16 protein-coding genes and 1 pseudogene are annotated in these 25,920 nt (G+C 72.9%); 14 read left to right on the plus strand and 3 right to left on the minus strand.

Going from position 1 to position 25,920, the window contains the following annotated elements:
- The 8 genes and pseudogenes from ACZ67M_RS02245 to ACZ67M_RS02280 form a co-directional block, all read left to right on the plus strand.
- Window positions 1–557: pseudogene (locus ACZ67M_RS02245) on the plus strand (FG-GAP-like repeat-containing protein); the annotation flags it as partial.
- 37 nt (window positions 558–594) lie between these two features.
- Complete coding sequence (locus ACZ67M_RS02250) at window positions 595–1,632, plus strand: hypothetical protein (protein ID WP_392008494.1); 1,038 nt, start codon at window positions 595–597, stop codon at window positions 1,630–1,632.
- Window positions 1,633–1,680: 48 nt separating this feature from the next.
- Window positions 1,681–2,457 (plus strand): TIGR03936 family radical SAM-associated protein, encoded by a 777-nt coding sequence (locus tag ACZ67M_RS02255; protein WP_122620130.1) that lies wholly within the window; start codon window positions 1,681–1,683, stop codon window positions 2,455–2,457.
- A gap of 275 nt (window positions 2,458–2,732) precedes the next feature.
- Window positions 2,733–6,698, plus strand: coding sequence for an Rne/Rng family ribonuclease (locus tag ACZ67M_RS02260; RefSeq protein ID WP_469849237.1), 3,966 nt, complete (start codon window positions 2,733–2,735; stop codon window positions 6,696–6,698).
- A 274-nt stretch (window positions 6,699–6,972) separates the two neighbouring features.
- The gene (rplU, locus tag ACZ67M_RS02265) at window positions 6,973–7,293 is read left to right on the plus strand and encodes a 50S ribosomal protein L21 (protein ID WP_003976204.1); all 321 of its coding nucleotides are present in this window, start codon (window positions 6,973–6,975) and stop codon (window positions 7,291–7,293) included.
- Between the two features lie 14 nt (window positions 7,294–7,307).
- Window positions 7,308–7,562 carry a 50S ribosomal protein L27 gene (rpmA, locus tag ACZ67M_RS02270; protein ID WP_122620131.1) on the plus strand — a complete coding sequence of 85 codons (255 nt, stop codon included), beginning with the start codon at window positions 7,308–7,310 and terminating at the stop codon, window positions 7,560–7,562.
- A gap of 110 nt (window positions 7,563–7,672) precedes the next feature.
- Window positions 7,673–9,109, plus strand: coding sequence for a GTPase ObgE (gene obgE / locus ACZ67M_RS02275; RefSeq protein WP_361354733.1), 1,437 nt, complete (start codon window positions 7,673–7,675; stop codon window positions 9,107–9,109).
- Window positions 9,110–9,299: 190 nt separating this feature from the next.
- Window positions 9,300–11,339: a glycosyltransferase family 4 protein gene (locus ACZ67M_RS02280; RefSeq protein WP_469849239.1), complete on the plus strand. Its 2,040-nt coding sequence runs from the start codon at window positions 9,300–9,302 to the stop codon at window positions 11,337–11,339.
- A gap of 87 nt (window positions 11,340–11,426) precedes the next feature.
- Here the strand turns inward: ACZ67M_RS02280 and ACZ67M_RS02285 are convergent, their stop codons facing one another.
- Both ACZ67M_RS02285 and ACZ67M_RS02290 read right to left on the minus strand, forming a co-directional pair.
- On the minus strand, window positions 11,427–14,990 hold the full coding sequence (locus tag ACZ67M_RS02285; RefSeq protein WP_392100798.1) for a bifunctional glycosyltransferase/CDP-glycerol:glycerophosphate glycerophosphotransferase: 3,564 nt from the start codon (window positions 14,988–14,990) through the stop codon (window positions 11,427–11,429).
- A 23-nt stretch (window positions 14,991–15,013) separates the two neighbouring features.
- Complete coding sequence (locus ACZ67M_RS02290; RefSeq protein WP_361354743.1) at window positions 15,014–17,248, minus strand: bifunctional glycosyltransferase/CDP-glycerol:glycerophosphate glycerophosphotransferase; 2,235 nt, start codon at window positions 17,246–17,248, stop codon at window positions 15,014–15,016.
- A gap of 344 nt (window positions 17,249–17,592) precedes the next feature.
- On the opposite strand from ACZ67M_RS02290, the gene galE reads away from it, so the two are divergent.
- Window positions 17,593–18,564, plus strand: coding sequence for a UDP-glucose 4-epimerase GalE (gene galE / locus ACZ67M_RS02295; RefSeq protein WP_361354746.1), 972 nt, complete (start codon window positions 17,593–17,595; stop codon window positions 18,562–18,564).
- A 22-nt stretch (window positions 18,565–18,586) separates the two neighbouring features.
- Here the strand turns inward: galE and ACZ67M_RS02300 are convergent, their stop codons facing one another.
- The gene (locus ACZ67M_RS02300; protein ID WP_469849240.1) at window positions 18,587–20,749 is read right to left on the minus strand and encodes a hypothetical protein; all 2,163 of its coding nucleotides are present in this window, start codon (window positions 20,747–20,749) and stop codon (window positions 18,587–18,589) included.
- A 185-nt stretch (window positions 20,750–20,934) separates the two neighbouring features.
- On the opposite strand from ACZ67M_RS02300, the gene proB reads away from it, so the two are divergent.
- The 5 genes from proB (at window position 20,935) to ACZ67M_RS02325 (ending at window position 25,915) form a co-directional block, all read left to right on the plus strand.
- Complete coding sequence (proB, locus tag ACZ67M_RS02305; protein ID WP_361354752.1) at window positions 20,935–22,062, plus strand: glutamate 5-kinase; 1,128 nt, start codon at window positions 20,935–20,937, stop codon at window positions 22,060–22,062.
- A gap of 143 nt (window positions 22,063–22,205) precedes the next feature.
- Window positions 22,206–22,727 carry a hypothetical protein gene (locus tag ACZ67M_RS02310; RefSeq protein WP_376297169.1) on the plus strand — a complete coding sequence of 174 codons (522 nt, stop codon included), beginning with the start codon at window positions 22,206–22,208 and terminating at the stop codon, window positions 22,725–22,727.
- Between the two features lie 97 nt (window positions 22,728–22,824).
- Window positions 22,825–24,111: a glutamate-5-semialdehyde dehydrogenase gene (locus ACZ67M_RS02315; RefSeq protein ID WP_361354756.1), complete on the plus strand. Its 1,287-nt coding sequence runs from the start codon at window positions 22,825–22,827 to the stop codon at window positions 24,109–24,111.
- 79 nt (window positions 24,112–24,190) lie between these two features.
- Window positions 24,191–24,760, plus strand: coding sequence for an SCO2584 family spore wall biosynthesis protein (locus ACZ67M_RS02320; RefSeq protein ID WP_382809333.1), 570 nt, complete (start codon window positions 24,191–24,193; stop codon window positions 24,758–24,760).
- Window positions 24,761–24,844: 84 nt separating this feature from the next.
- On the plus strand, window positions 24,845–25,915 hold the full coding sequence (locus ACZ67M_RS02325; RefSeq protein WP_469849243.1) for an SCO2583 family membrane protein: 1,071 nt from the start codon (window positions 24,845–24,847) through the stop codon (window positions 25,913–25,915).
- Window positions 25,916–25,920 lie beyond the last annotated feature (5 nt).

Consider the following 25,920-nt stretch of genomic DNA (forward strand, 5'->3'; position numbering starts at 1 on the left):
ACGGTGACGGTCGTGGTGACGTGGGGGTGCTGTACGACTACGGCCAGGGGAGTGACGGGGCCAATCAGACGGCGCTGTGGACGCTGACCAGCAACGGTTCCGGGTTCGGCAAGCCCGTGAAGGTCTGGGACAGCGCGGGGTCGATCAGCTGGGACTGGGGCCGGTCGAAGGTCGTCGCGGGTGACTTCGACGGTGACGGTCGTGGTGACGTGGGGGTGCTGTACGGGAACGGTCAGGGGAGTGACGGGGCCAACCGGACCGCGCTGTGGACGCTGACCAGCAACGGTTCCGGGTTCGGCGGGCCGGTGCGCAAGTGGGACAGCGCGGGGTCGATCAGCTGGGACTGGGAGCGGTCCAAGGTGACGTCGGGCGACTTCGACGGAGACGGCCGCACCGACGTCGGGGTCCTGTACGACAACGGTCAGGGGGCCGATGCGGTCAGCCGGACCGCCTTGTGGACGCTGACCAGCAACGGTTCCGGGTTCGGCGCGCCGGTGCGCAAGTGGGACAGCTCCGCGTTCGGCAGCTGGAGCTGGGGACGCAGCGAACTCACCTGATCGCATCCGGGCGGGGCGTTTCGGCGTCTGTGCCGGTATGGAGCTTGAGAAGCGGCCCGACGGCCGTCCGCAGGAGCCGCCGCGGCGATCGGACCCGGAGGGGTGCGTCGCCGCGGTGATCCGCGTTCCGGTGCGGATCGTCGCCCTGGTGCTGGTCGTACCGGTACGGATGGCGTGGGACGTGCTGGTCGTCGCCGGGCGGTTCCTGCGGGACACCGTGTTCCGCCCGGCCGGACGGGCGTTGGCCTGGCTCGGGCGGGTCCTCTTCGTGTGGCCGCTGGCCGGGATCTGGCGGTACGCCGTCGTGCCGCTGGGCAAGGGCGTGGCCTTCCTCGGGCGCGTGCTGCTCGTGGTGCCGGCGGTGTGGCTGTACCGGAGGGTGCTGACGCCGGCGGGGCGCGGGCTGTACGCGGCCCTCGTCTGGCTGGGGCGGTACCTCGTGGTCGTACCCGTTGCCTGGCTGGGGCGGTACCTCGTCGTCGTACCCGCCGCCTGGCTCTACGCCTGGCTGCTGACGCCGGTGGGCCACGCGCTCGCGTGGTGCGGGAGAGGTCTCGCCTGGTGTCTCGGCACGATCGTCACCGGTGTCGGCGCGGTCCTCTACTGGATCACCCGGATGCTGGTGGTCCTGCCCGCTCTCGCCCTGTGGCGGTGGGTGCTCACCCCGGTGGGCCGGGTCCTCGCGGTCATCGGCAGGGAGGTCCTGGACGCCCTCGGGCACGCCTGGCGGATCGCGGGACACGTCTCGCGTGCCTTCGGGCGGTTCCTCGGCACCCTGTGGCGGTGGACGGTGGCCGAACCGGCCCGCTGGGCGTACCGGTGGGTGCTCACCCCGGCGGGCCATGCCGTGCGGGACACCGTCCTGCGGCCCCTGGCGGACGCCGGACGCGCCGCCGGGCGGGTGACCCGGCAGGCTCTCGCCGCCGCCCGGCTGACCGTGCGGCAGACCCGCGCCGACGTACGCCGGGCACTCTTCGGGGAGCCCGCGAAGCCGCGGCCGGTCGACCGGCGGGAACCATCCGTCGCCGAGGCACGTACTCTTGGTAGTAGTACGACCGCTCTCACGAAGGACTGAACGACACTGGGCAAGCGACAGCCCGAAGGCCCGCCGCCCGTACCCGCGGTGCAGCGCATCCGACTGCGTTACACCAAGCGCGGCCGCCTCCGGTTCACCAGCCACCGTGACTTCCAGCGTGCCTTCGAGCGCGCGCTGCGCCGCGCCGAGGTGCCCATGGCGTACTCGGCGGGGTTCACGCCCCACCCGAAGGTGTCGTACGCCAATGCCGCACCCACCGGCACGGGCAGTGAGGCGGAGTACCTGGAGATCGCGCTCACCGCGGCGCGTGACCCGGAGCAGCTCAGGGTGCTCCTCGACGCGTCGCTGCCCGCCGGGCTCGACGTCGTCGACGCGGTCGAGGCCCGGACCTCCGGGCTCGCCGACCGGCTGACGGCATCGGTGTGGGAGCTGCGGCTGGACGGGGTGGAGCCCGCGGACGCCGAGCGCGCCGTGGCGGCCTTCAACTCGGCCCCGGCCGTGGAGGTACAGCGCCGGACCAAGAACGGCGTCCGTACCTTCGACGCCCGCTCCGCCGTCGCGAGCCTGGAGAGCGCCACCACGCACGGTTCACCGGCTGATAGGCCGACCGACCAGCCCTGTGCGATACTGCGGCTGGTTGTTCGGCACGTGACGCCTGCCGTACGACCCGACGACGTCCTGTCCGGTCTTCGCGCCGTGGCCGACCTGGCGCCGCCGGTCCCCGCAGCGGTGACCAGGCTGGCGCAGGGGCTGTTCGATGAAGAGACCGGTGCGGTGACCGACCCGCTCGCGCCCGACCGCGAGGCAGAAGCGCCCGAGCCGCAACCGGCCGCCGCTCCCGCCGCCGCGAAGGCGCCCGCGTAGGGAAGGTTCCGCTCAAGGACGGACGTCGTAGCGCCGCCCTCGAACTCGGGAGCCATCTGGGTCGGGCAGCGCACCGACCACAAGACTTTCGCCAGGCCGTACCCGCCAAGGGGTACGGAACCGGCGAGACAAGACACGGAGAGCTTCCGAGCGGCGCCCGCGCCCCGGACGGCGGCGACGCGCACCGCGCGAGCCGCGGACGTCACCGGCGGTCGATCAGATCGACGCCGGGCCGAGTGCGCGGCGCCCGGGAGCCTGACGGGAGAAAGCCCCGCATGCTCGAACCGACCGAACCCACCGAGTCGTCGACCACCTCGACCGACTCCGAGTCGAACACCCCGAGCGACACCCTGCCGCCGCGCCGTCGGCGCAGGGCCGCTTCCCGCCCTGCGGGTCCGCCGTCCGGCGGCTCCGACGCGCCGGCCGAGACCGTCGCGCCCGCCGAGGTGACCGCCGTGACCGACGAGGCGGAGGAGACCGAGGAGACGGAGGCCGCGCAGGCCGCCGCCCCGGCCCCCGAGGCCGCCCCCGCCCGGCCGCGGCGCCGTGCGGTCCGCCGCGCCTCCGCGCCCGCCGGGACCCCGACGTCGACGGAGGCGGCAGAGACCGTCGTCGCGGCGCCCTCCGGTGCCGAGGCGCCCGTCGCCGAGCCGGTCGCCGAGGCCGGTGAGGTCACCGAGGACCCCGCGCCGCGCCGCAGCCGCCGCCGGGCCACGCGCAGCGTGACCACGCCCGCCGAGCCGGCCGCCGCCGAGACCGCCGAGGCCACCCCCGCCGAGCCCGCCGCCGCGGACGCCGAGCCCGCCGCCGCTCCCGCCGCCGGGACGGAGGCCGAGGACGCCGCGCCCAAGGGCCGCACCCGCCGTCGTGCCACGCGCCGCGTGACGGCCCCGGCCGAGGCGCCCGCCGAGGCCGCCGCCGAGGTGCGCGAGCCCACCCCCGAGCCCGTCCGTGAGGCCGCCCCCGAGGCCGCCAGGGACGCCGCGCCCGCCAAGGACGCAGAGCCGGCCGAGGACGCCGCTCCGCGCCGGGCGCGCCGCCGGTCCACCCGTAAGGCCGCCGGCGGGTTCGCCGCCCCGGCGCAGACCGCCGCCTCCGACGACGCCGACGCGCCCAAGCGCCCGTCCCGGCCCGCCGTCGCCGTGTTCCAGGCGCCCGTGTTCGCCGAGCCGCAGTTCCAGACGCCCGAGCGGGCCGCCGCCGAAGCCGCCGCCGAGGCGGCCGGTGCCGCGCCGGCGAAGCCCGCCGAGGTGGCCGAGGAGCAGTCCGAGGAGCAGTCCGCCGGGTCGCGTCGCCGTCGCCGCCGCAGGGGCGCCGCCGAGGAGGGCACCGAGGACCGGACGCCCGCCGCCGCGCAGGACGAGCGGGAGACCGACACCCGCGCCGACTCCGACGCCGACACCGAGGCCGACGCCGACTCCGACGAGTCGGGCGAGGACCACGACGACGCCGACGGCTCCGAGGACTCCGGCTCGCGCCGCCGCCGGCGCCGGGGCGGCCGTCGTCGCCGCCGCGGCGACTCCGCCGACGGCGACCTGAACGACGGCGAGAGCGAGCAGACCGCCGACCAGGCCGAGCAGGACGGTGCTGACACCGCCGAGCAGGCCGAGGAGGACGCCGAGGAGAGCGCGGAGTCCGCCGGTGACGGTGGCGGCTCCAGCAGCAGCCGTCGCCGTCGCCGCCGTCGCCGCCGGGCCGGGGACGGCTCCGGGGACGGCGACGCGTCCACCGACGACCCCGAGCGCACCGTCGTCAAGGTCCGCGAGCCCCGCCCGCCGCGGGAGAAGAGCGAGCCCTCCGACGAGGTGCAGTCCATCAAGGGCTCGACCCGCCTGGAGGCCAAGAAGCAGCGCCGCCGCGAGGGCCGCGAGCAGGGCCGCCGGCGCGTGCCGATCATCACCGAGGCCGAGTTCCTGGCCCGCCGCGAGGCCGTCGAGCGCGTCATGGTCGTGCGCCAGCACGGCGAGCGCACGCAGATCGGCGTCCTGGAGGACGGCGTGCTCGTCGAGCACTACGTCAACAAGGAGCAGGCCACCTCGTACGTCGGCAACGTCTACCTCGGCAAGGTGCAGAACGTGCTGCCGTCGATGGAGGCCGCCTTCATCGACATCGGCAAGGGCCGCAACGCCGTCCTGTACGCCGGTGAGGTCAACTTCGAGGCGCTGGGCATGGCGAACGGCCCGCGGCGCATCGAGTCCGCCCTCAAGTCCGGCCAGTCGGTCCTGGTGCAGGTCACCAAGGACCCGATCGGCCACAAGGGTGCCCGCCTGACCAGCCAGGTCTCGCTGCCCGGCCGCTACCTGGTCTACGTGCCCGAGGGCTCGATGACCGGCATCAGCCGCAAGCTGCCCGACACCGAGCGGTCCCGGCTGAAGACCATCCTCAAGAAGATCGTCCCCGAGGACGCGGGCGTCATCGTGCGCACCGCGGCCGAGGGCGCCAGCGAGGACGAGCTGCGCCGCGACGTCGAGCGGCTCCAGGCGCAGTGGGAGGACATCCAGAAGAAGGCCAAGAGCGGCAACGCGCCGACGCTGCTCTACGGCGAGCCGGACATGACCGTCCGGGTCGTGCGCGACATCTTCAACGAGGACTTCTCCCAGGTCGTCGTCAGCGGTGACGACGCCTGGCAGACCATCCACGGCTACGTGTCCCACGTGGCGCCGGACCTCGCCGACCGGCTGTCGAAGTGGACCAGCGAGGTCGACGTCTTCGCGACGTACCGGATCGACGAGCAGCTCGCCAAGGCGCTGGACCGGAAGGTCTGGCTGCCCAGCGGCGGTTCGCTGGTGATCGACCGGACCGAGGCGATGATCGTCGTCGACGTCAACACCGGCAAGTTCACCGGCCAGGGCGGCAACCTGGAGGAGACGGTCACCAGGAACAACCTGGAGGCGGCCGAGGAGATCGTGCGCCAGCTCCGGCTGCGCGACCTCGGCGGCATCATCGTCATCGACTTCATCGACATGGTGCTGGAGTCCAACCGGGACCTGGTGCTGCGGCGCCTGCTCGAGTGCCTGGGCCGGGACCGTACGAAGCACCAGGTCGCCGAGGTGACCTCGCTGGGTCTGGTGCAGATGACCCGCAAGCGGGTCGGCCAGGGCCTGCTCGAGTCGTTCTCGGAGACCTGCGTCCACTGCAACGGCCGCGGTGTCATCGTCCACCTCGACCAGCCGACCGCGGCCGGTGGCGGCGGTGGCGGGAGCAAGCGCCGCAAGCGCGCGCGGGCCGGGGCCGACCAGCCGCACGAGCACGAGGCCGTGGCCGGCGTCGAGACCGGTCCGACGGCGGAGCAGGAGGCGGACACCGAGTCCGAGTCCGAGGTCGCCGCGGAGGTGGCCGAGCCGGTCGCCCTCCCGGCGCCCGACTTCACCGCGGACGAGGAGCTGTACAGCAGCGCCGCCGAGGCCGAGGCGGCCGCCACGCGCGGTCGTGGCCGGCGTCGCGCGAGCCGTAGGGCGTCGGCCCCGGCCGGCGCGCCGAAGGCCGGGAAGGGCGAGGCCGAGCGCGCCGAGGGCCCGACCGCGCAGGACGTCACGGTGCAGGAGGAGGTCGAGCGTCCCGTGCGGCGCGAGTCCGCCACCGAGGTGCTGGCCGAGCCCGCGGCCGTCGAGGACGCGGTCGCCGGCGGCCACGTCACGGCACCCGCCGAGGCGCCGGCGCCCGCCGCCGAGGAGGCCGCGCCCAAGGGCCGTACCCGCCGCCGGGCCACCCGGAAGGTGTCCGCACCGGCCGGTTCGCCCGCGGGTGCGGAGGCCGCCGTGGTGACGGTTCCCGAGACCGCGCCGGCCCCGCAGGCCGAGCAGGCGCCTCAGGCACCCGCCGAGGCCCCGGCGGAGCCCGCCGCCGAGGAAGCGGCCCCGGCCCGTCCGCGCCGCCGGGCGGTGCGCAAGTCCACCGCGCCCACCGCGTCCGAGGAGGCGGCCGTCATGGTCGTCCCGTCGGCCGGGCCGGAGGAGGAGCGGGCGGAGCAGGCCGCTTCGGACACGGAGACCGCCGAGGAGGCCGCCCCGGCCAAGAAGGCGGCGGCCCGCAAGACGGCCAAGAAGGCGACGGCGAAGAAGGCCGCCACCAAGAAGACCGCGGCCAAGAAGACGACGACCGCGAAGAAGGCCACGGCGAAGAAGGCGGCCAAGACGACGACCGCCAAGAAGACCACGGCCAAGAAGACGGCGTCGAAGAAGACCGCGGCCGCGGCGCAGCAGGCGCCGTCCTCGGTCACGGCCGCCACCGACGAGGGCTGATCCGGCACCCGTCGCAGACCCTGTGGCCCCGTTCGCCCGGCATCCGGGCGGGCGGGGCCGCGGTGCGCGGGCGGACAGGGGGCCCGGTTTGACCCCTGTCGTGCGGCCCCGTAATCTTGAGCGTCGGCGTGTCGAGTGACGCGTCACATCCCCGTAAACCTCATTCCCTCCGGGTACGGGCCCTTCGCGGGTCCAGGCCGGGAGAGGCTGTCCGTGTGTCACCGGGTGGCTGGACTGCGGGGGTGCCGTTCCCGAGCGAGAGAGTGAGATCCGCGTGTACGCCATCGTGCGCAGCGGTGGTCGCCAGCACAAGGTTGCTGTCGGCGACATCGTTGAGGTTGACAAGATTTCCACCGGCAAGGTCGGCGACACGGTCGAGCTCTCGACCCTGCTCGTCGTCGACGGCGACGCTGTGACCAGCGACCCGTGGGTGCTGGCCGGCATCAAGGTCCAGGCCGAGATCGTGGACCACCACAAGGGCCAGAAGATCGACATTCTGCGCTACAAGAACAAGACCGGCTACCGCCGTCGTCAGGGCCACCGCCAGCAGTACACGGCGATCAAGGTCACTGAGATCCCCGCGGCTGCGAAGTAAGGGACTGAGGAGACATGGCACACAAGAAGGGCGCATCGTCCACCCGGAACGGTCGCGACTCGAATGCCCAGCGGCTCGGCGTGAAGCGCTTCGGCGGTCAGGCCGTCAACGCGGGTGAGATCCTGGTCCGTCAGCGCGGCACCCACTTCCACCCGGGCACCGGCGTCGGCCGTGGCGGCGACGACACGCTGTTCGCCCTGCAGGCCGGTGCGGTGCAGTTCGGCACCCACCGTGGCCGCAAGGTCGTGAACATCGTCCCGGTCGCCTGACCGGACACTTTCGCGAGGCGGGCCTCACTTCCCCGAGGGGAAGCGGGTCCGCCTTTCGCGTGTTACCCAAGAGACATCCCCGCAGTAAGCAGTAACTGGAGGCACATCCCATGACCACCTTCGTGGACCGCGTCGAGCTGCACGTCGCCGCGGGTAACGGAGGCCACGGCTGTGCCTCCGTCCACCGGGAGAAGTTCAAGCCGCTCGGCGGCCCGGACGGCGGCAACGGCGGCCGGGGCGGCGACGTCATCCTCACCGTGGACCAGTCCGTGACCACGCTCCTCGACTACCACCACTCGCCGCACCGCAAGGCCACCAACGGCAAGCCCGGCGAGGGCGGCCACCGCTCCGGCAAGGACGGCCAGGACCTGGTCCTGCCCGTGCCCGACGGCACCGTCGTCCTCGACAAGGCGGGCAACGTCCTCGCCGACCTGGTCGGCCACGGCACCTCGTACGTCGCCGCGCAGGGCGGCCGGGGCGGCCTCGGCAACGCCGCGCTGGCCTCCGCCCGGCGCAAGGCGCCCGGCTTCGCGCTGCTCGGCGAGCCCGGCGACCTCCAGGACATCCACCTGGAGCTGAAGACCGTCGCCGACGTGGCGCTGGTGGGCTACCCGAGCGCCGGCAAGTCCTCGCTGATCTCCGTACTGAGCGCGGCCAAGCCGAAGATCGCCGACTACCCCTTCACGACGCTCGTCCCGAACCTGGGCGTGGTGACGGCCGGCGAGACCGTCTACACCGTCGCGGACGTCCCCGGCCTCATCCCCGGCGCCAGCCAGGGCAAGGGCCTCGGCCTGGAGTTCCTGCGGCACGTGGAGCGGTGCAGCGTGCTGGTGCACGTCCTGGACACGGCGACGCTGGAGTCCGAGCGCGACCCGCTCTCCGACCTGGACGTCATCGAGGCCGAGCTGCGCGAGTACGGCGGCCTGGACAACCGGCCCCGGATCGTCGTCCTCAACAAGATCGACGTACCCGACGGCAAGGACCTCGCCGAGATGGTCCGCCCGGACCTGGAGGAGCGCGGCTACCGCGTCTTCGAGGCGTCCGCGGTGGCCCACATGGGCCTCAAGGAGCTGTCCTTCGCGCTGGCCGAGCTGGTGGCCGGGGCGCGTGCCGCCCGGCCCAAGGAGGAGGCCACGCGGATCGTCATCCGGCCCAAGGCCGTGGACGAAGCCGGCTTCACGGTCACCCGCGAGGAGGACGGCCTGTTCCGGGTGCGCGGCGAGAAGCCGGAACGCTGGGTGCGTCAGACCGACTTCAACAACGACGAGGCCGTCGGCTACCTCTCCGACCGGCTCAACCGCCTCGGTGTCGAGGACCGGCTGATGAAGGCCGGCGCCCGCAACGGCGACGGTGTGGCGATCGGCCCCGAGGACAACGCGGTCGTCTTCGACTGGGAGCCGTCGGTGACGGCCGGCGCCGAGATGCTCGGCCGCCGCGGCGAGGACCACCGCTTCGAGGCCCCCCGGCCGGCCGCCCAGCGCCGCCGCGACCGGGATGCCGAACGGGACGACGTGGAGCGGGAGTTCGACGGCTTCGAGCCGTTCTGAGCCCGCCCTCTGGAACCAAGGCCCTGCGGACGGCATCTTGCTGTCCGCAGGGTTACACAGGTGTGGCAGGGCCGTGATCCGCTGTCGGACAGCCATGTGTACTTTGTGAGGAGGGTGTGGCCACTGTGCGTGGCCCGGGGCGGGGAAACGGACGGACCATCCGTTCCCGGAAGCAGAGAGAAGCAGCAAAGTGAAGATCGCATTTCTCGTTCGGGACCTCTGCCACATGGGGGGCGTGGTCAGCGCGACGCAGAACCTCGCCGGGGCGCTCGCCGAACGGCACGACGTGGAGATCGTCGCGCTGCGCAAGGTGCGCGACGAGTCCTACTTCCCGCTGGACCCGCGGGTCTCCGTCCGAGTGCTCAGCGACATGCGTCCGGACTCCCCGGTCTCCGACGTGGACAACCCGCTGTCCGACAAGTTCCCGCTGATCTACCCGCTCAACGCCGGTGCCAAGACGCCGGTGGTGAGCCGGCTCGCGGAACTGCGGCTCCTCGAGTACTTCGACACCACCGACGCCGACGTGATCGTCAGCTCCAGCCCGCGCAACACGATCATGCTGGCGCAGGCGCGCGGTGACTACCTGAAGGTCACCCAGGAGCACTCGATGCCCGCCATCTACGCCACGGACATCAAGGAGCGCCTCTTCCCGGCCTACCGGTACCTGCACGCCCTGACGGCGCTCACCCCGGAGGAGGTCGCCGCCATCGCCCGGCAGGTGCCCGCGGTGCGCAACCGCCTGGCGGTGATGCCCAACTGCGTGCCCGCCTCCACCATCCGGTCCACCGGCACCAACAAGGTCGTGGTCTCGGCCGGACACCTGACGGACAACAAGAACCACGCCCTGCTGATCGAGGCGTTCGCCCGGGTCCACGCCGACGCGCCGGACTGGACGCTGCGCATCTACGGCCACGGCGCCGAGAAGAAGAAGCTCCGGGCCCGCATCGAGGAACTGGGGCTGTCCAACAGCATCCTGCTGATGGGCCAGACCTCGCCCGTCACCCCGGAGTTCGGCAAGGGCTCGATCTTCGTCCTGCCCTCCAAGCGCGAGGCGTTCGGCAACGTCGTCGTGGAGGCGATGGCCGCCGGGCTCCCCGTCGTCGCCACCGACGCCGACCACGGGCCGCGCAACATCCTCACCGACGGCGAGGACGGCCTGATCGTCCCGCGCGGTGACGTCGACGCGATGGCCGAGGCGATCCGCAGCCTGGTCCAGGACGACGAACTGCGGCTGAAGATGTCCGCCGCGGGCATCCGCAACGCCGAGCGCTTCCACGAGCGGGCGAGCCGCGAGCGCTTCGAGGCCATCCTCCAGGAGGCCTTCGCCCGCAAGGAACTGCCCGTCCACGCCACGGCCCGCGTGGACCGGCAGGGCTCGGTGCACGTCGCCGTGGGCACGCTGCCGCCGAGCGCCGGACAGGCCGACCTCGTCCTGCGCAAGGGCGGGGCCGGCACCGAGGAGCACCGCTTCCCGTTCTCCGCCGCCGGCGACGCCGTCGTGCCCTGGGACGCCGGGGTGCCGCACGGCACCTGGGAGCTGACCCTGGCCACCCGCGAGGGCGGCCGCGAGGTGGCGCTGGGCACCGACGGCTACGGCTGCGACACCCGCGACCTGCTCGCCGTCGAGCTGCCGCGCCCGCAGGGGCCGTCCCTGGCGCTGCTGCTGCCGCACATGCACGAGGACGGCGGGCTGCGGCTGCGCAGCGCCCTGCGCGACGCCCACGCCGAGGTCGGCCCGGTCAGGGTCGACGAGCGGACCATCGCCGTACAGGCGGAGCTGTGGGGCGCCGAGGCCACCGCGGGCGCCGTCGTGGAGGCCGTGCACCGCAGGGACAAGGAGCGGGTGCTGACCTTCCCGCTGCGCGCCGAGGGCGACGGCAGGGTCGCGGCCGACATCGACTGCGCGGCGCTGGTGCGGGCGCACACCGAGGCCGACGAGCCCGAGGTGATCTGGGACTTCTCCCTGCGCGCGGCGGCCGACGCGCCCCGCGTGCAGCTGGCCAAGCTGGCCACCGACGTGCTGGCCCCGATCAACGTGTTCACCTTCCCGCGTCCGGTGCTCAGCGAGGCCGCGGCGGCGCCGCCGACCGTGCTGACCCGGGCGGTGCGCAAGTCCCGCCGGGCGCTCGGGCAGACGCCCGCGCCGCTGCCGCCCACCCGGCGTCGCACGGAGCTGCGGCCCTACTTCACCGCAGCCTGCCAGTTCGCGGTGAAGACCGTACGGCTCTGACCCGCGCACGGCGCCGAGAAGCCGCGAAGGGGCGGGGCCCGGAGGAGACGATCCTCCGGGCCCCGCCCTTTCGCGTGATCCGCGCGGTCAGCTCTCCCGCGCCTGCTCCAGCATCCGGTCGACGACCCGTGCGGACGCGTTGCCGTCGTCCAGGTCGCAGAAGAGGTGGTGGAAGCGGTCGAACCGCTCCTGGTACTCCGCCTGGACCTGGTCGATGTCCCGGATCGCGTCGACCAGCTCCTTGGAGTTGCCGATCAGCGGACCGGGGGAGTCCTGCTCGAAGTCGAAGTAGAACCCGCGCAGCGTGTCCCGGTAGTGCTCCAGGTCGTACGTGAAGAACAGCATCGGCCGCTTCAGGTGCGCGTAGTCGAACATCACCGACGAGTAGTCCGTGATCATGATGTCCGCCGCGAGGTACAGGTCCGCGATGTCCGGGTACTCCGAGGCGTCCCACACGAACCCGTTGCCCGCGCCCGGCACCGCGTCCACCACGTTGGAGTGGCGGCGGATCAGCAGCACGTGGTCGTCGCCGAGGCGGCGCTGGGCGTCCTCCAGGTCGATGCGCAGGTCGAACAGGTACTGCCCGGCGCTGTGCGACTGGTCGTCCCGCCAGGTCGGCGCGTACAGGACGACCTTCTTGCCCTCGGGCAGTCCGAGCGCCTTCTTGACCCGAGCGGCGATCGCGTCCCGCTCGGGCGAGTACAGGTAGTCGTTGCGGGGGTAGCCCGCCTCCTGGATCTCACCGTCGTAGGAGAACGCCCGCTTCAGGATCGGCGTGCTGAAGCGGTTGGAGGACACCAGCAGGCTCCACTGCTTCGCCTCCAGCGCCAGCTTCTCCTGGTAGCGCCGGTCGAAGTGCAGCGTGTCGATGTCATGCCCGATCTTCTTCAGCATCGTGCCGTGCCAGGTCTGCACGATCGACTGGCCCGGGCGGCGCACGATCCAGTCGGGAAGGTGGCCGTTGGTGACGATGTAGCGGCTGGAGGCCAGCGCCTCGTACCACTCCTTGCCCCACATGCGGACCTTCTCGACCCCGTCGGGCAGGTTGACCTGGCCGTCACGGACCGCCCACAGGTGCTTGACGTCCAGGCCGCGGCGCACCAGTTCCTCGTACATCGCGCGCGGGCTGTCGGAGAACTGCTTGCCGTTGTAGCTCAGGTAGAAGACCTGGTCCTTGAGCGGCTGCTGGAACAGCGGCTCGTACACCTCACGGCGCAGCTCCCGCTGGCGGTACGGGCCGCGCTCCAGGTCGCTCAGCTCGGAGCGGGCGTTGAGCTGCGGGAAGTCGCCCCAGCGGTTCTCCAGCCAGTAGCGGCGGCCGCCCAGTTCGGCCTGGACCGGGAACGAGTCCGCGGCCAGCCGGTCGACCACGAAGGGCACGTCGGGCGTGCCCTCCTCCTCGGGCCGCAGGAAGAGGTTCCAGCGGCCCGCGCGCAGCGGGACACTGCCGTCGCCGCCGAGGCTGGAGGGGTCGAAGGAGACCTCGAAGCGGCCGTCGTCGAGCCAGTGGGTCTCGACGAAGCGCTCCTCGTAGCGGTTGCGCGGCTTGAGCAGGAAGCGGGAGCCGGACAGCCGAGGGTCGGCGTGGCCGGTGAGGGCGATCCGTCCGTCGCGCACGGTCGCCGTGTCGATCAGGGCCCGGCGGGTGCGGCCGGAGAACTTCAGGAACCCGGTGTGCCCCGCGACCACGGCCAGCTCCACCAGGCGCGACTGGTCGCCGAGGGAGGCGGGCAGCGGGAACTCGACGTCGGACAGCCCCTCCTGCATCACGGTGCCGAAGCGGCGCTCCTTGCCCTGCGGGCCGGTCGCGACCAGCACCGTGGACCAGGTCCGCTTCTCCGGCTGCGCCATCTCGTCGACGCCCTCGTGGAAGACCAGCGCCACGTCGGCCACCGGCACCTGGACCGAGAACGACTGCTTGCCGCCCTCGCGGGCCACCGTGACGGGGTACTCGAGGGTCTCGGCCCCCTTCTGGTTCTTGACCCGCAGGACGACCTGCTCGTCGGCCGTGAGCGGCTCGCGGATCTCACCGGTGACCTTGATCCGGTCGTCCTCCAGGGTGCGCCCGGTGATCAGGGCGCGGACCTTCTCGATGCGCAGCTTCAGCGCGCCGCGCTCGATGGACGGCAGCAGCCGGAAGTCGGGGCTCAGCCAGTGGTACGGCGGGAAGTTGCAGGCCGCGCCGCCGCTGGAGTGGACGGCGTTGCGGCGTACCAGGCCGGAGGCGAAGATGCCGAGGCCCACGTGCCACACGGCCTCCTGCCACTCGCCGCCCTTGCGGAGCCTGGCGGGGTCGACGGTGACCTCCCAGCCGGCCCAGTCGTAGTTGTAGCGGTCCTGGCCGGAGTCGGTGGTGACCTCCGGGCGCTGCACGTTGCGGGCCGGCAGCAGGATGCGGCGGCGGGAGCGGTCCTTGCGCAGCTGGAGCACCTTGACCGAGGCCTTGCGCGAGGGCAGGTCGATCTTGTCGATCCAGGCGTTGCCCGAGAGCACGAGCTTGTCGCCGGACCAGCTCACCTCCTGGAGCGGGGCGCGCATGGTCAGGTGCTGGTCGATGCGGAGCGCCCCCTTGGGCAGGTGCAGATCGGCACCTTCCAGGGAGGGGAACGAGGCGTACTTGCGCAGCAGGCCGCTGACCTCGGGCGTCTCCTTGCGGCGCTGGCCGGCCAGCAGGGCGATCAGCTCCTCCATCTGGTGCTTGCGCACCAGCAGCCACTGCACACGCAGTTCGGCCGGGAGGTCCATGACGACCTTGGGGTCGATGCTGTCGAGGAAGCGGTTGGCCGAGCGCAGGAACTCGGTGCGGTACTCCTCGTCGCCGTCCGGCACCACGTTGAGGAACAGCCGCAGGTCGTCCCTCAGGACACGGGTGTCGTACTCGCGCTTGAGACGGGCGAAGGTCTCGCCGGGCTGGTCGGCGAGGAAGGCGCTGATCTCCATGACGGAGGTGGTGCGGTCGCGCACGCCCGCCGGGTCGGTGCGGCGCTGGGTGATCGACGGGGCGGACTCGCCCTCGCGCAGCCGCCAGTAGTAGCAGGGCTCCGAGATGACGTCGACGCTCTCGGCCAGGTAGTGGGCCCGCATGGTGACCGGGGTGTCCTCGTACAGCCGGCCCTCGGGGAAGGCGAAGCCGTTCTTCTCCCAGAAGGTGCGGCGGAAGACCTTGTTGCAGGCGATGCGGTCGGCGACCAGCTTGGCGTACCGGGATATGTGGGTGCGCACGCGGGCCTCGCCGGCCAGCATCCGCATCAGCGGCACCTGCCAGGACTTCTCGCCCTTGAGGTGGAAGACGTTGCCCGTGGCGAAGTCCGAGCCGCTCTCGTCGAGGCTGCCGACCATGAGCCGGTAGGCGTCCGGCGGGATCAGGTCGTCGCTGTCGACGAAGGTCAGGAACTCCGACTCCGGCGCGAGGTGCGCCATGCCGGTGTTGCGGGCGGCGCCGAGGCCGCCGTTCTCCTTGCGTATGAGCTTGAAGCGCGAGTCGCGGGAGGCGTACTCCTCGGCGATGGCGGCGGAGCCGTCGGGTGAACCGTCGTCCACCATCAGGACCTCGAAGTCGCGGAAGGTCTGCGCCGCGAGCGAGTCCAGACAGGCGGGGAGGTAACGCTCCACGTCGTAGATGGGGACGATGACACTGAGCCGAGGGGCCATGGCTTGGTGATCTCCTTTCGGGGTCAGGCCCGCTCGACCAGTTCGAGCGCCTGGGCGGGGGTCGGGGCGTGGTGGCGTTCGTCGAACGGAACGATGGGCAGCAGGTTCTCCTCACCGAGGAAGACGCGCCGTACGACGCGTTCGGCTGCGTGTCCGTCGTCGAATTCGCAGAAACGCCGGCGGAAGACGTCCCGCCGCTCGGTCGTCTCCGGGCTGTCGTACTCGCCGGAGGCGAGCAGCCGCAGCAGTTCCGTCTGCGTGGTGGCCACCGCGCCGGGCGGTTCCTGGAGCAGGTCGAAGTAGGTGCCGCGCACCGCGGAGTAGACGTCCCAGTCGGGGACGTAGCTGATGATCGGGCGGTCGAGGACCGCGTAGTCGAACATCGCCGAGGAGTAGTCCGTGATCAGCGCGTCGGCGGCGAGGTACAGGTCCTCCACCCGGCCGTGCCCGGACACGTCGACGATCCGGCCGGTGCGGCGCAGTTCGGCGATGTGCGGGGAGGAGCTGCCGTAGAAGTAGTGGCCGCGCACCAGGACGGTCACGTCCGGTCCCAGTTCGCCGGCGAAGCGGGCCAGGTCCAGCGGCGGGGTGAAGCCCGGCTGGTACTCGCGGTGCGTCGGCATGTACAGGAACGCCTTGGCGCCGTCGGCCAGGCCCAGCGCCGCACGGGCCGCGCGCACGTCCTCGGGCGTGGCGTTCACGAGGGCGTCGTTGCGCGGGTAGCCGGACTCCAGCGTCGTGTACGAGCAGGGGTAGACCCGCTCCCAGACCACGGTGGAGAACTGGTTGGAGCTGATGCTGTAGTCCCAGCGGTCGCACCGCTCCAGGAGCTTCTCGAAGTCCATGTCGGTGGAGGCCGGGTACTTGCGCTGGTCCAGGCCCATGGTCTTCAGCGGCGTGCCGTGATGGGTCTGCACGTGGATCTGGCCCTCGCGCTTGACCACGGAGTCGGCGAAGTTCACGTTGTTCACGAGGTACTTGGCGCGGGCCAGGGCCGCCCAGTACTCGCGGGAGCCCACCCGGACGACCTTCACGCCCTTGGGCGCCAGGTGCGCGTTCTCCGCGCGCACCGCCCACACGCGGCGCATCCCGGGGGCCAGCCGGGCCAGTTCGGCGTCGATGGCGGCGGGGTTGCAGGAGACGCTGCGGCTCCAGTAGGCGGAGAACAGCACCAGGTTGTCGTCCAGCGGCAGTCTGAGCTGCGACTGGTAGAAGGCGCCCATCGCGCCCCGCTTGGAGCGGTTGAGCGCGGAGCGGGTGCGGGTCTTGACCCGCTGGCGGAACTTCACCGCCGCCAGCGCGCTCACCATGGTCGTGTACGCGTCGCGCTCCAGCATCCCGTACTTGTGGCCGCGCCCGCCGGCCGGGCGGGTCCAGCCCCCCGGCACGCGGGCCCGGTAGTCGGCCGAGGCGCGGTGGAAGAACTCGGCCCGCGCGTCCTGCGGCAGGCGGCCCGGCCGCTCCAGGATGGTCAGGTAGTGGTCGACCATCTTGCGGAACAACGGGCCGCGCCACTCGGAGAGTTCCTCGTGCGCGTCCAGGTAGTCGAAGACCCGCTGGTACTGGTCGAAGACGTCGAAGTGCTTGCGGCTGACCGTCTTGAGGATGTTGCCGCCCTCGCGCCGCTGCCGGTAGTGCACGCAGACACGGTCCAGTACGGCGATCCGCTCGGCGCTGATCATGGAGCAGAACGTCCAGGGGGCGTCCTCGTAGTACCCGGGCGGGAAGGTGAGCCCGGCCCGGGTGACGAAGTCGCGGCGGTACGCCTTGTTCCACACGATCTGGAGCAGGTCGAGCAGGCGGGGCCGCTCGGAGAGGGGGAAGGTGTCCGGGCCCTCCTCCTTGAGCAGGTCGGCCCGCAGGTTCGGGCGGACCCGGCCGTCCCAGTAGGTACGCGCGTAGTCGAAGACCAGGATCTCGGGATTGCCGGTGGCCTCCAGCCGGTCGGCAATGGCCGACAACGCGCCGTCGGACAGTGTGTCGTCACTGTCCAGGAACAACACGTAATCGCCACTTGCCTTTTCCAGACCGGCGTTGCGCGCACGCCCCAGGCCCACGTTTTCCGTGAGGTGAATCACATGAATCCGAGAGTCCCGTTTCGCGTACTCGTCGAGAATGGCACCGGACCCGTCCGGCGAACAGTCGTCGACCGCGATGATCTCGAAGTCCGTGCAGTCCTGCCCGAGTACGGAGTCAAGGCACTCGGGCAGATAGCCCTGCACCTTGTACACGGGGACAACGAGAGAGAGCTTGGGCATCCTTACAACCTGTTCCGAGAACTGACCAGGGGACCGCGGGCTGGAACCGGAACGCGCTCCGGGCGCCATGGGGGCCTGGAGCGCGCCGCCGCATCAGCGTAAAGGATTCACGCGGAGTTTCCGTGGGCACCGTAGCCGGACACTCTGTGGCCTGCCACAGCCGGAAATGGCCGCGATGGGCCGCTCGAATCGGCCGCCGGGAAGCGGCCGGAGAACTTCCTCACATTCGGCCCCCCTGTCCTCTTTACCGACTTCCGCCGTATTCCGCCCCATGTGCCCGACTCGATTTTCCGGGGCCCACGGACGAGTCTGCACCCAGTGACGAAGACCTGGGAGGCATGAGGATGAGCTGGCTGGTCACGGGCGGAGCCGGGTACATCGGCGCGCATGTGGTGCGCGCCCTCGTCGACGGCGGGGAACACGTCGTCGTCTACGACGACCTGTCCACCGGCAGCACCGACCGCGTCCCCGACGGGGTCCCGCTGGTGGTCGGCAGCGTGCTCGACGGAGCCCTCCTGGAGGGCGCGATTCGTGACCATGCTGTGACAGGCGTGGTGCACATCGCGGGCAAGAAACAGGTCGCGGAGTCGGTGGAGCGGCCGCTCCACTACTACCGGGAGAACGTCACGGGCCTCGCGACCCTCCTGGAGGCCATGACGGCCACCGGCGTCGGCCGCCTCGTCTTCTCCTCCTCCGCCGCCGTCTACGGCATGCCCGATGTGGACCTGGTCACGGAGGACACCCCGTGCCTGCCGCTGAGCCCCTACGGCGAGACCAAGCTGGCCGGCGAGTGGCTGATCAACGCCGCCGCCCGGGCCCACGGCATCCGGGCCGCCTCGCTGCGCTACTTCAACGTCGCGGGCGCGGCCGCCCCCGAGCTGTCCGACTCCGGCGTCTTCAACCTCATCCCGATGGTCTTCGAACGCCTGGAGGCGGGGGACGCCCCGCGCGTCTTCGGCGACGACTACGCCACCCCCGACGGCACCTGCGTACGGGACTACATCCACGTCGAGGACATCGCCTCCGCCCACCTGGCCGCCGCGCGACGGCTGGCCGACGCCCCGGAGGGGACCGCGCTCACCCTCAACGTGGGGCGCGGTGAGGGCAGTTCGGTGCGCGAGATGGTGGACCGCATCCTCAAGGCCACCGGTCGGCAGGACGCCGCGCCGCGGGTGAGCCCCCGCCGCCCCGGCGACGCGGCCCGCGTCGTCGCCTCCGCCGACCGGGCCCGCGAGGAACTGGGCTGGACGGCCCGCCACGACCTGGACGCCATGATCGAGTCCGCCTGGCAGGGCTGGCGCCACCGGCACGGCTGACGTCCGGCCGCGGCGGCGGTGCTCAGGCGCGCCCCCGCGGCTCCGTCTGCCCGGCGTGCGGGGTGCCGGCCGACGCCGTGGGCCGATGGGCGGGCCCGCGCCGCGGCCCGGGCACGGGCAGCTCCGTGGCGAGCCGCTCGGCCCTGCGCGCCCGGTGCTCCCCGGCCGCCGCGCACAGCGACCGCACGGCCGCCGCGAAGCGCTCCTGCGGCGGTGGCCCGGCCGGGCCCAGCAGCCGCAGGGCCAACGCGGCGCGCTCCCCGGCCAGTTCGTCCAGCTCCGGATGGCGGACCGCGTCCAGCAGGGCCGGCACCCCGGCCGCATCCGGCGTCAGCACGGTCGCCGCCACCACCGTGGGGAACGACTTGCGGAACACGTCCTCGGCCAGCCCGCTGGTGTTGGCCACCGCGTACGGCTTGCCGCTCGCCAGGAAGTCGCTGATCACGCTGGAGACATCACTGATCAGCAGGTCCGCCCGGTTGAAGCAGGTGTAGAGCGGCGGCCGGACGTCCGTGACCACCTGGTGCTCCCACCCGGGCAGCGACGCCCAGTACGCCTCCTCCCAGGCGGCCGTCGCCCGCGCCACCGCCTCCGCCCGCCCGGACGCCGGCGCCGGACCGCGCAGCATCCGCTCCGCCTGGTCGGCGGCCGACCGGAAACGCGGCGCGGTGAGCCGGTCCAGCTCCGCGGTCCGCCGGGCCAGCTCCGCCGCTGCCGACGGCGCCGGCCGGGGCCCGCCCCGCTCCCGGTTCGCCGCCCGCACCAGCTCCCGCACGCGCAGATCGGCCGCCCGGGCCCGCGGATCCACCGACCCCGTCAGCGGATGCGGCTTGTACAGCAGCCGTACCGCCGGGTCCGCGAGCAGCGCCCGGACCAGGTGCTCGCCCGCCTCGACCACCGACGTGTTGCCCGGATTGCCGTCCCAGCCCTCCCAGGTCGGCGCGTACAGCACGGTCGTGAAGGCTCCCGGCGCGGGCGGCCCCGCGTGCGGCCGTACGGCGCCGAGCTGCGGGCGGCCGATCTCCACCACGTCCTTGTCCTCGACGCCGACCTCCGCCAGCGCGTACCGCTCGCGCGCCGCGGGACCGGCCACCCACACCTCGTCGTACGCCTTGGCGTACGGGTTGCAGGAGGACAGCTTGTCGCTCTCCCCGTGGTTGACGAAGGCGTGCTTGATGGTCGGGATGCGCAGCACCTGCGAGGTCTTCCCGGAATTCGAGGGGTGCAGCAGGACCCGGAGGGTGGAGTGCTCCAGGCGCATCAGCGTGGACACCTTCGGCAGGCACACCACGGGGATGTCCGTCGCCGCGATCCGCTGCATCATGAACCGCTCGCGCAGCACGATCACCGGCCGCCCCTCCAGCCGCGCCAGCGGCTCCAGCCACATGTTCGCCTGGTAGGCCGACGACGCCCCGCCCGAGAAGTACAGGCCGACCGTCGGCCGGTACTCGGCCAGCCACGCCTCGAACCAGTCGAGCACCTCCTGCTCACCGGCGGGCCTGCGCCCCGGCAGCAGCCGCGTCAGCAGCGCGCACAGGCCGGCCAGCGCCAGCGTGAGGGAGAGCCCGAGGCCCGCCGCGCCCCACACCGGCGCGTCGGTGGCCGCCGTGGCCAGCAGCCCGGCCGACGCCGGCAGGCCGAAGACCGCCAGCCGGTGCCCGGGGCGGCGCAGCAGCAGCGGGGGCGCCGGGGTCAGCCGCAGCGCCGAGGCGTCGATGTTCCGGGTCACCACCGGCAGCGTCCGGGTGCGGCGGACCAGGACGGACACCGCCTGGACCGCCCAGTGCAGCGCGTAGAAGACGAGCAGCGCGGCGACCAGCGGGGCGTAGACCCCCTCCCGGTGCTGCTCGCCGAGGCGCAGCAGCCCGATCACGAGCAGCAGGTCCCGCAGCACGTGCCGCACCGTGACGTCGGCGTGCGACTTGGCGAACAGCGACACCATGCCCCGCTGCCACCGGTACAGCACCCCCTCGGCGGCCAGCGAACCGGCAGTCGCGGCGAGCAGCAGCGGCACGTGCGGCAGCAGCGCGCCCACCGCCTGGGCGGCGAAGGCGGCCGCCAGGACTCCCAGGACGAGCAGCTTCACCACGGTCCGCCGGCCGGGCAGGCGCGGGCGGGAGGGGCGGGGGAGGCGGGGGCGGGGCAGAGAGAGGGGCACTGCGGTCGCTCCAGGCTTGTCGCGCATCGGACATCCCGGTTAACGCCGGGCGGCCTCCCGACGACACGCGCGTGTTGACGCCAACCCCCGCGCGGAGGGGTCCCGCGCCCTGTCCGCAGCCTGGACCGCGGCGCGGGGCGGGTCCCCCTTCGCGTAGATTGCCTGGCGAGCGCGGGGTTCGCGCGCGTCGAACGGGAGAGGCGGACGGGGCCGTGGCAGGGGCAAGGCAGGCCGTGGGCGAGGCCCGCAGGATCGTCGTCAAGGTCGGCTCCTCCTCGCTGACCACCGCCGGGGGCGGCTTGGACGCCGACCGGGTGGACGCCCTGGTGGACGTCCTCTCCAAGGTTCGCTCCGGCGGGGAGCGGGAGATCGTCCTCGTCTCCTCCGGAGCCATCGCCGCGGGGCTCGCCCCGCTGGGCCTGCGCCGCCGCCCCCGGGACCTGGCCCGCCAGCAGGCCGCCGCCAGCGTCGGCCAGGGTCTGCTGGTCGCCCGCTACACCGCCTCCTTCGCCCGCTACGGCGTCCGCGTCGGCCAAGTGCTGCTGACCAGCGACGACATGAGCCGCCGCGCGCACCACCGCAACGCCTCCCGCACCCTCGACAAGCTGCTGGCGATGGGCGCCTTCCCGATCGTCAACGAGAACGACACCGTCGCCACCGACGAGATCCGCTTCGGCGACAACGACCGGCTCGCCGCCCTCGTCGCCCACCTGGTCCGGGCCGACCTGCTGGTCCTGCTCTCCGACGTGGACGGCGTCTACGACGGCGACCCGAGCAGGCCCGGCACCTCGCGGATCGCCGAGGTGCACGCCCCCGCCGACCTCGCGGAGATCGAGATCGGCAGCGCCGGCAAGGCGGGCGTCGGCACCGGCGGCATGGTCACCAAGGTCGAGGCGGCCCGGATCGCCGCCGCGGCCGGTATCCCGGTGGTCCTGACCAGCGCGGTCCACGCCGCCGACGCCCTGGCCGGCGGCGACACCGGTACCTACTTCCACGCCACCGGCAGGCGCTTCGCCGACCGGCTGCTCTGGCTCCAGCACGCCTCCACCCCGCGCGGGGCGCTCGTCCTCGACGAAGGGGCGGTGCGCGCGGTCGTCGAGGGCCGCAAGTCGCTGCTCCCGGCCGGGATCGCCGGCGCCGAGGGCGAGTTCGCCGCGGGCGACCCCGTCGAGCTGCGGGACGGCACCGGACGGGCGGTGGCGCGGGGCCTGGTCAACTTCGACGCCAAGGAGATCCCGCTGCTGATCGGCCGCTCCACCCGGGAGCTGGCCCGCGAGCTGGGACCCGCGTACGAACGCGAGGTCGTACACAGGGACGATCTGGTGATCCTGCACCCGTAATGGGTCGAAACGTCCCCGAATCGGCGGTGGACGTTCCGCAAAACCGCCCCGCGATCCCGCGCGGCCTGCTCAACTTTTCTCAGGGACGGACCCGGCCGACCGCCGGGCCAGCCGTGTGTGCGAAGGAGGCCGTCGTGAGCGGAGTGCGCCCTGGGCCGGCGGCGTCCCGCGGTGGTACCGCCTCCCGCGGCGGCTCGGGCTCCCGCGGCGGCACCGGCGCCCGTCCCGGCGGCCCCCGCAACGGCGCCCGCGCCCCCGGCGAGGAACGCGCCCTGACCAGCGTCGCGGCCGGCGACCGGTTCCGGGGCGAGGACCCCGGGCACACCCCGCGCCTGTGGCACGTCACCCTCAGCGTCTCCGGCGCCCGCGCGCCCCTCACCGAGGTGCGGCGCGCCCTCGAACAGCTCGCGCACGACCATCCCTTCCTGCTGACCAGCAGGTACGCCGACGACCACGCGGAGATCCGGTACTGGGAGGAGGCCCGCGACCTGCACGACGCCGCCGCGGTCGCCCTGCGCCTGTGGGGCGAGCACCGGCAGACCGCGGGACTGCCGCCCTGGGAGATCGTCGGCCTGGAGGTCATCGACCGGGCCACCTACCACCAGCGCATCGCCGCGGGGTACGGTCCCGCGCCGGCGACCCCGGTCGGGGTGCACCCCTTCTAGCGGGTGCCGTTTTGGTGGGGTTCCGTACCGCCCGCCGCATGTCTCGGGGTTTGGGACAACCGGTGGACGGCCCGGCCCGGCCCACTACGCTTCCCCCATGACCACGCTCTCGCCGTACGACTCGATGTCCCCGGTCACCCGGGCCGCCTACCGGGCCAAGGCCGCCGCGGCCGACCTCGCGCCGTTGCCGCGGGCCGTCAAGGACGACGCGCTGCTCGCCGTGGCGGACGCGCTGGAGGTCCGGACCAGCGAGATCGTCGAGGCCAACTCCCAGGACGTCGCCAAGGCCCGCGCCGCCGGGACCAGCGAGGCCATCATCGACCGGCTCACCCTGACCCCGGAGCGGGTCCGCGCCATCGCCTCCGACGTGCGCGACGTCGCGGCGCTGCCCGACCCGGTCGGCGAGGTCGTGCGCGGCTCCACCCTTCCCAACGGCATCGACCTGCGCCAGGTCCGGGTGCCGCTCGGCGTGGTCGGCATCATCTACGAGGGCCGGCCCAACGTGACCGTCGACGCCGCCGCCCTGTGCCTGAAGTCCGGCAACGCGGTCCTCCTGCGGGGCTCCTCCTCGGCGTACCAGTCCAACACCGCCCTGGTCCGGGTGGTCCGCGACGCCGTGGGCGGGGCCGGGCTGCCCGCCGACGCGGTCCAGCTGGTGCCCGGCGAGAGCCGGGAGAGCGTGCGCGAGCTGATGCGGGCCCGCGGGCTGGTCGACGTGCTCATCCCGCGCGGCGGCGCCTCGCTGATCAACACCGTCGTCCAGGAGTCCACCGTCCCCGTCATCGAGACCGGCACCGGCAACTGCCACGTCTACGTCGACGCGCTCGCCGACGTCGACACGGCCGTCGAGATCCTGGTCAACTCCAAGGCCCAGCGGGTCGGCGTCTGCAACGCCGCCGAGACCCTCCTGGTCCACCAGGACATCGCCGCCGACTTTCTGCCCCGCGCCCTGGACGCCCTCGCGGAGGCCGGGGTCACCGTGCACGCCGACGAGCGCGTGATGGCGTACGCCCAGGACTCCAAGGTGACGGCCGTCGAGGCCACCCCGGAGGACTGGGAGACGGAGTACCTGTCGTACGACATCGCCGCGGCGGTCGTCGACTCCCTCGACAAGGCCGTCGAGCACATCCGGCTGTGGACCTCCGGCCACACCGAGGCCATCGTGACCACCTCGCAGCAGGCCGCCCGCCGGTTCACCCAGCTGGTCGACTCCACCACGGTCGCGGTGAACGCCTCCACCCGCTTCACCGACGGCGGCCAGTTCGGCTTCGGCGCCGAGATCGGCATCTCCACCCAGAAGCTGCACGCCAGGGGCCCGATGGGGCTGCCCGAGCTGACCAGCACCAAGTACATCGTCACCGGCGACGGGCACGTACGGCGCTGACACGATCGGGGCATCCCACCCAACGGACGAATTTCCCGGCCGTCTGCCCAAAACGACCCCCCAGGTCTACTCTGGATCCGTGCCGGAGGACGTGGGGGGTACGCCGTTTCCCGACGGCTGGGAGCCCGACGACGAACACGACCGCGGGGTGTCGGACGAAGAGTTCGCCTCCGTGGTCTTCGACGAGGCCTTCGTACGGGCGGCCGCGGTGCACGAGCCGACCGCCGTCGAGCGCCTCCTGGCCGCCGCGCAGGCCCGCGCCGAGGCCACCGAGGCGGAGGCGGCCCGCCGCGGCCGCACCAGAGCCGAGCGCTACGACGACGGGTACGGCGATTTCGGCCATGATCCCGACCTCGACGACCCGGACGACGACCGGGACCTCCTGGACCGCCCCTACGGCGCCCCTCCCGCGTCCGGCAAGCAGGTCCGCTGGCACCGGCCCGTCGCCTGGATACTCGCCCTCGTGATGGGCGTGGGCATGGTCGCACTGGCCTTCGTCGCCGTCTACCGGGGAGCGTCCTCGGGCAGCGGCACGCAGCAGGTGCCGCCACCCGCGTCGACCGGCCCCGAGCAGGGCGGCTCCGTGACCCCCTCGGCCTCCGCCGACTACTCGCAGCCCGCCGTCCCGGTGCTTCCGAGCAGCCCCTGACCTGCCGTCCCGCGGCCCGAAGCTGTCCCAACTTGACCTGCACCGGCGCGTTTACGCGACCTTCCGCCGACCTACCCTGAAGGTATGGCAGGGCTTGGCGATCCGCCCGGAGGGACGCCCGAGGGCGCCCCCGGCGGCGGAGAGGACGAATACCGATCCGTCGTCTTCGACGAGTCGTTCGTCCGCGCTGCCCGGCTCCAGGAGTTCTCCGCCCAGGAACGCATCACCGACCACGCCCCCGCCGTCCGCCGCCGCCCGCCGCTGCGCCGGGCCGGCCTCTCCCGGCAGGCGCTCGTCCTGGTCGTCCTGATCGCCGTGGCCTTCGGCACCGCCATCTACATGGGCGTACGGCACCCGTACCAGAACCCGTCCGCGCAGCGTGCCGCCGAGCCGGTGCGGATGACGGTCGTCCCGCTCGCACCCCGGGGCAGGGTGCCCGGCGCCGACGACGTCGGCTTCCTCTACGAGCACAGTCCCGCCGCGCGGTTCCGCACCGCCGCCGAGGGCGTCCCGCTGCCGGGGGCCCGGCGCACGGCGCACTTCTCCGAGGACCAGGTGCTGAACGCGCTGACCACCGCCAAGAACTACATCGTCCGCTCGGCGCTGGACCCGGACGTGCTCGGCGGCCGGGAGGTGCGCTCCGTGCGGGTCCTGCTCGACCCCGACCAGCTCCACCAGTTCGACGAGAGCTTCGAGCGCCCCACCGCCGACGGACGGCACGCGCCCACCGGGTGGCTGGTGCGCTTCGACCCCGTCCGGGCCGAGCTGGCCGACCCCGAGATCCGGGTGAACGGCAGCCTGCGGGCCTTGGAGACCGACGCGTCCACGCTGGAGGTCACCGCCGACCACACCATGGTCTACGCGCTGCGGCCGGCCGGTGACCAGCGGGCCGGGACGTCGCTGTTCACCGTCCGGCGCGAGCTGACCTTCCGCTACGACCGGGAGGACCTGCGCCTGCACCAGACGCAGCTGGTCGCCTCCTACGTCCAGGCCGGGCCGCTCTCCTGCGCCGAGGACTCGGCGAACCACCTGCGGCCGCTGCTCGCCGGCCAGACGGCCGGGACCGGCGCCCCCGCCGGCACCGACCCCTACACCTCGGACAACGCCGCGGCCCTGTGCGGGACCCTCGCGGCGAGCGCCCAGCCCAAGGTGTGACGTCC

It is taken from the genome of Streptomyces sp. NPDC107500 (genome assembly GCF_055582785.1).

Coding starts and splice junctions, on each gene's coding strand:
- ACZ67M_RS02290 (WP_361354743.1), bottom strand. CDS start 17,248: ATGCCCAAGCTCTCTCTCGTTGTCCCCGTGTACAAGGTGCAGGGCTAT.
- ACZ67M_RS02285 (WP_392100798.1), bottom strand. CDS start 14,990: ATGGCCCCTCGGCTCAGTGTCATCGTCCCCATCTACGACGTGGAGCGT.
- galE (WP_361354746.1), top strand. CDS start 17,593: ATGAGCTGGCTGGTCACGGGCGGAGCCGGGTACATCGGCGCGCATGTG.
- ACZ67M_RS02315 (WP_361354756.1), top strand. CDS start 22,825: ATGACCACGCTCTCGCCGTACGACTCGATGTCCCCGGTCACCCGGGCC.
- ACZ67M_RS02250 (WP_392008494.1), top strand. CDS start 595: ATGGAGCTTGAGAAGCGGCCCGACGGCCGTCCGCAGGAGCCGCCGCGG.
- rpmA (WP_122620131.1), top strand. CDS start 7,308: ATGGCACACAAGAAGGGCGCATCGTCCACCCGGAACGGTCGCGACTCG.
- ACZ67M_RS02300 (WP_469849240.1), bottom strand. CDS start 20,749: ATGCGCGACAAGCCTGGAGCGACCGCAGTGCCCCTCTCTCTGCCCCGC.
- obgE (WP_361354733.1), top strand. CDS start 7,673: ATGACCACCTTCGTGGACCGCGTCGAGCTGCACGTCGCCGCGGGTAAC.
- ACZ67M_RS02325 (WP_469849243.1), top strand. CDS start 24,845: ATGGCAGGGCTTGGCGATCCGCCCGGAGGGACGCCCGAGGGCGCCCCC.
- ACZ67M_RS02260 (WP_469849237.1), top strand. CDS start 2,733: ATGCTCGAACCGACCGAACCCACCGAGTCGTCGACCACCTCGACCGAC.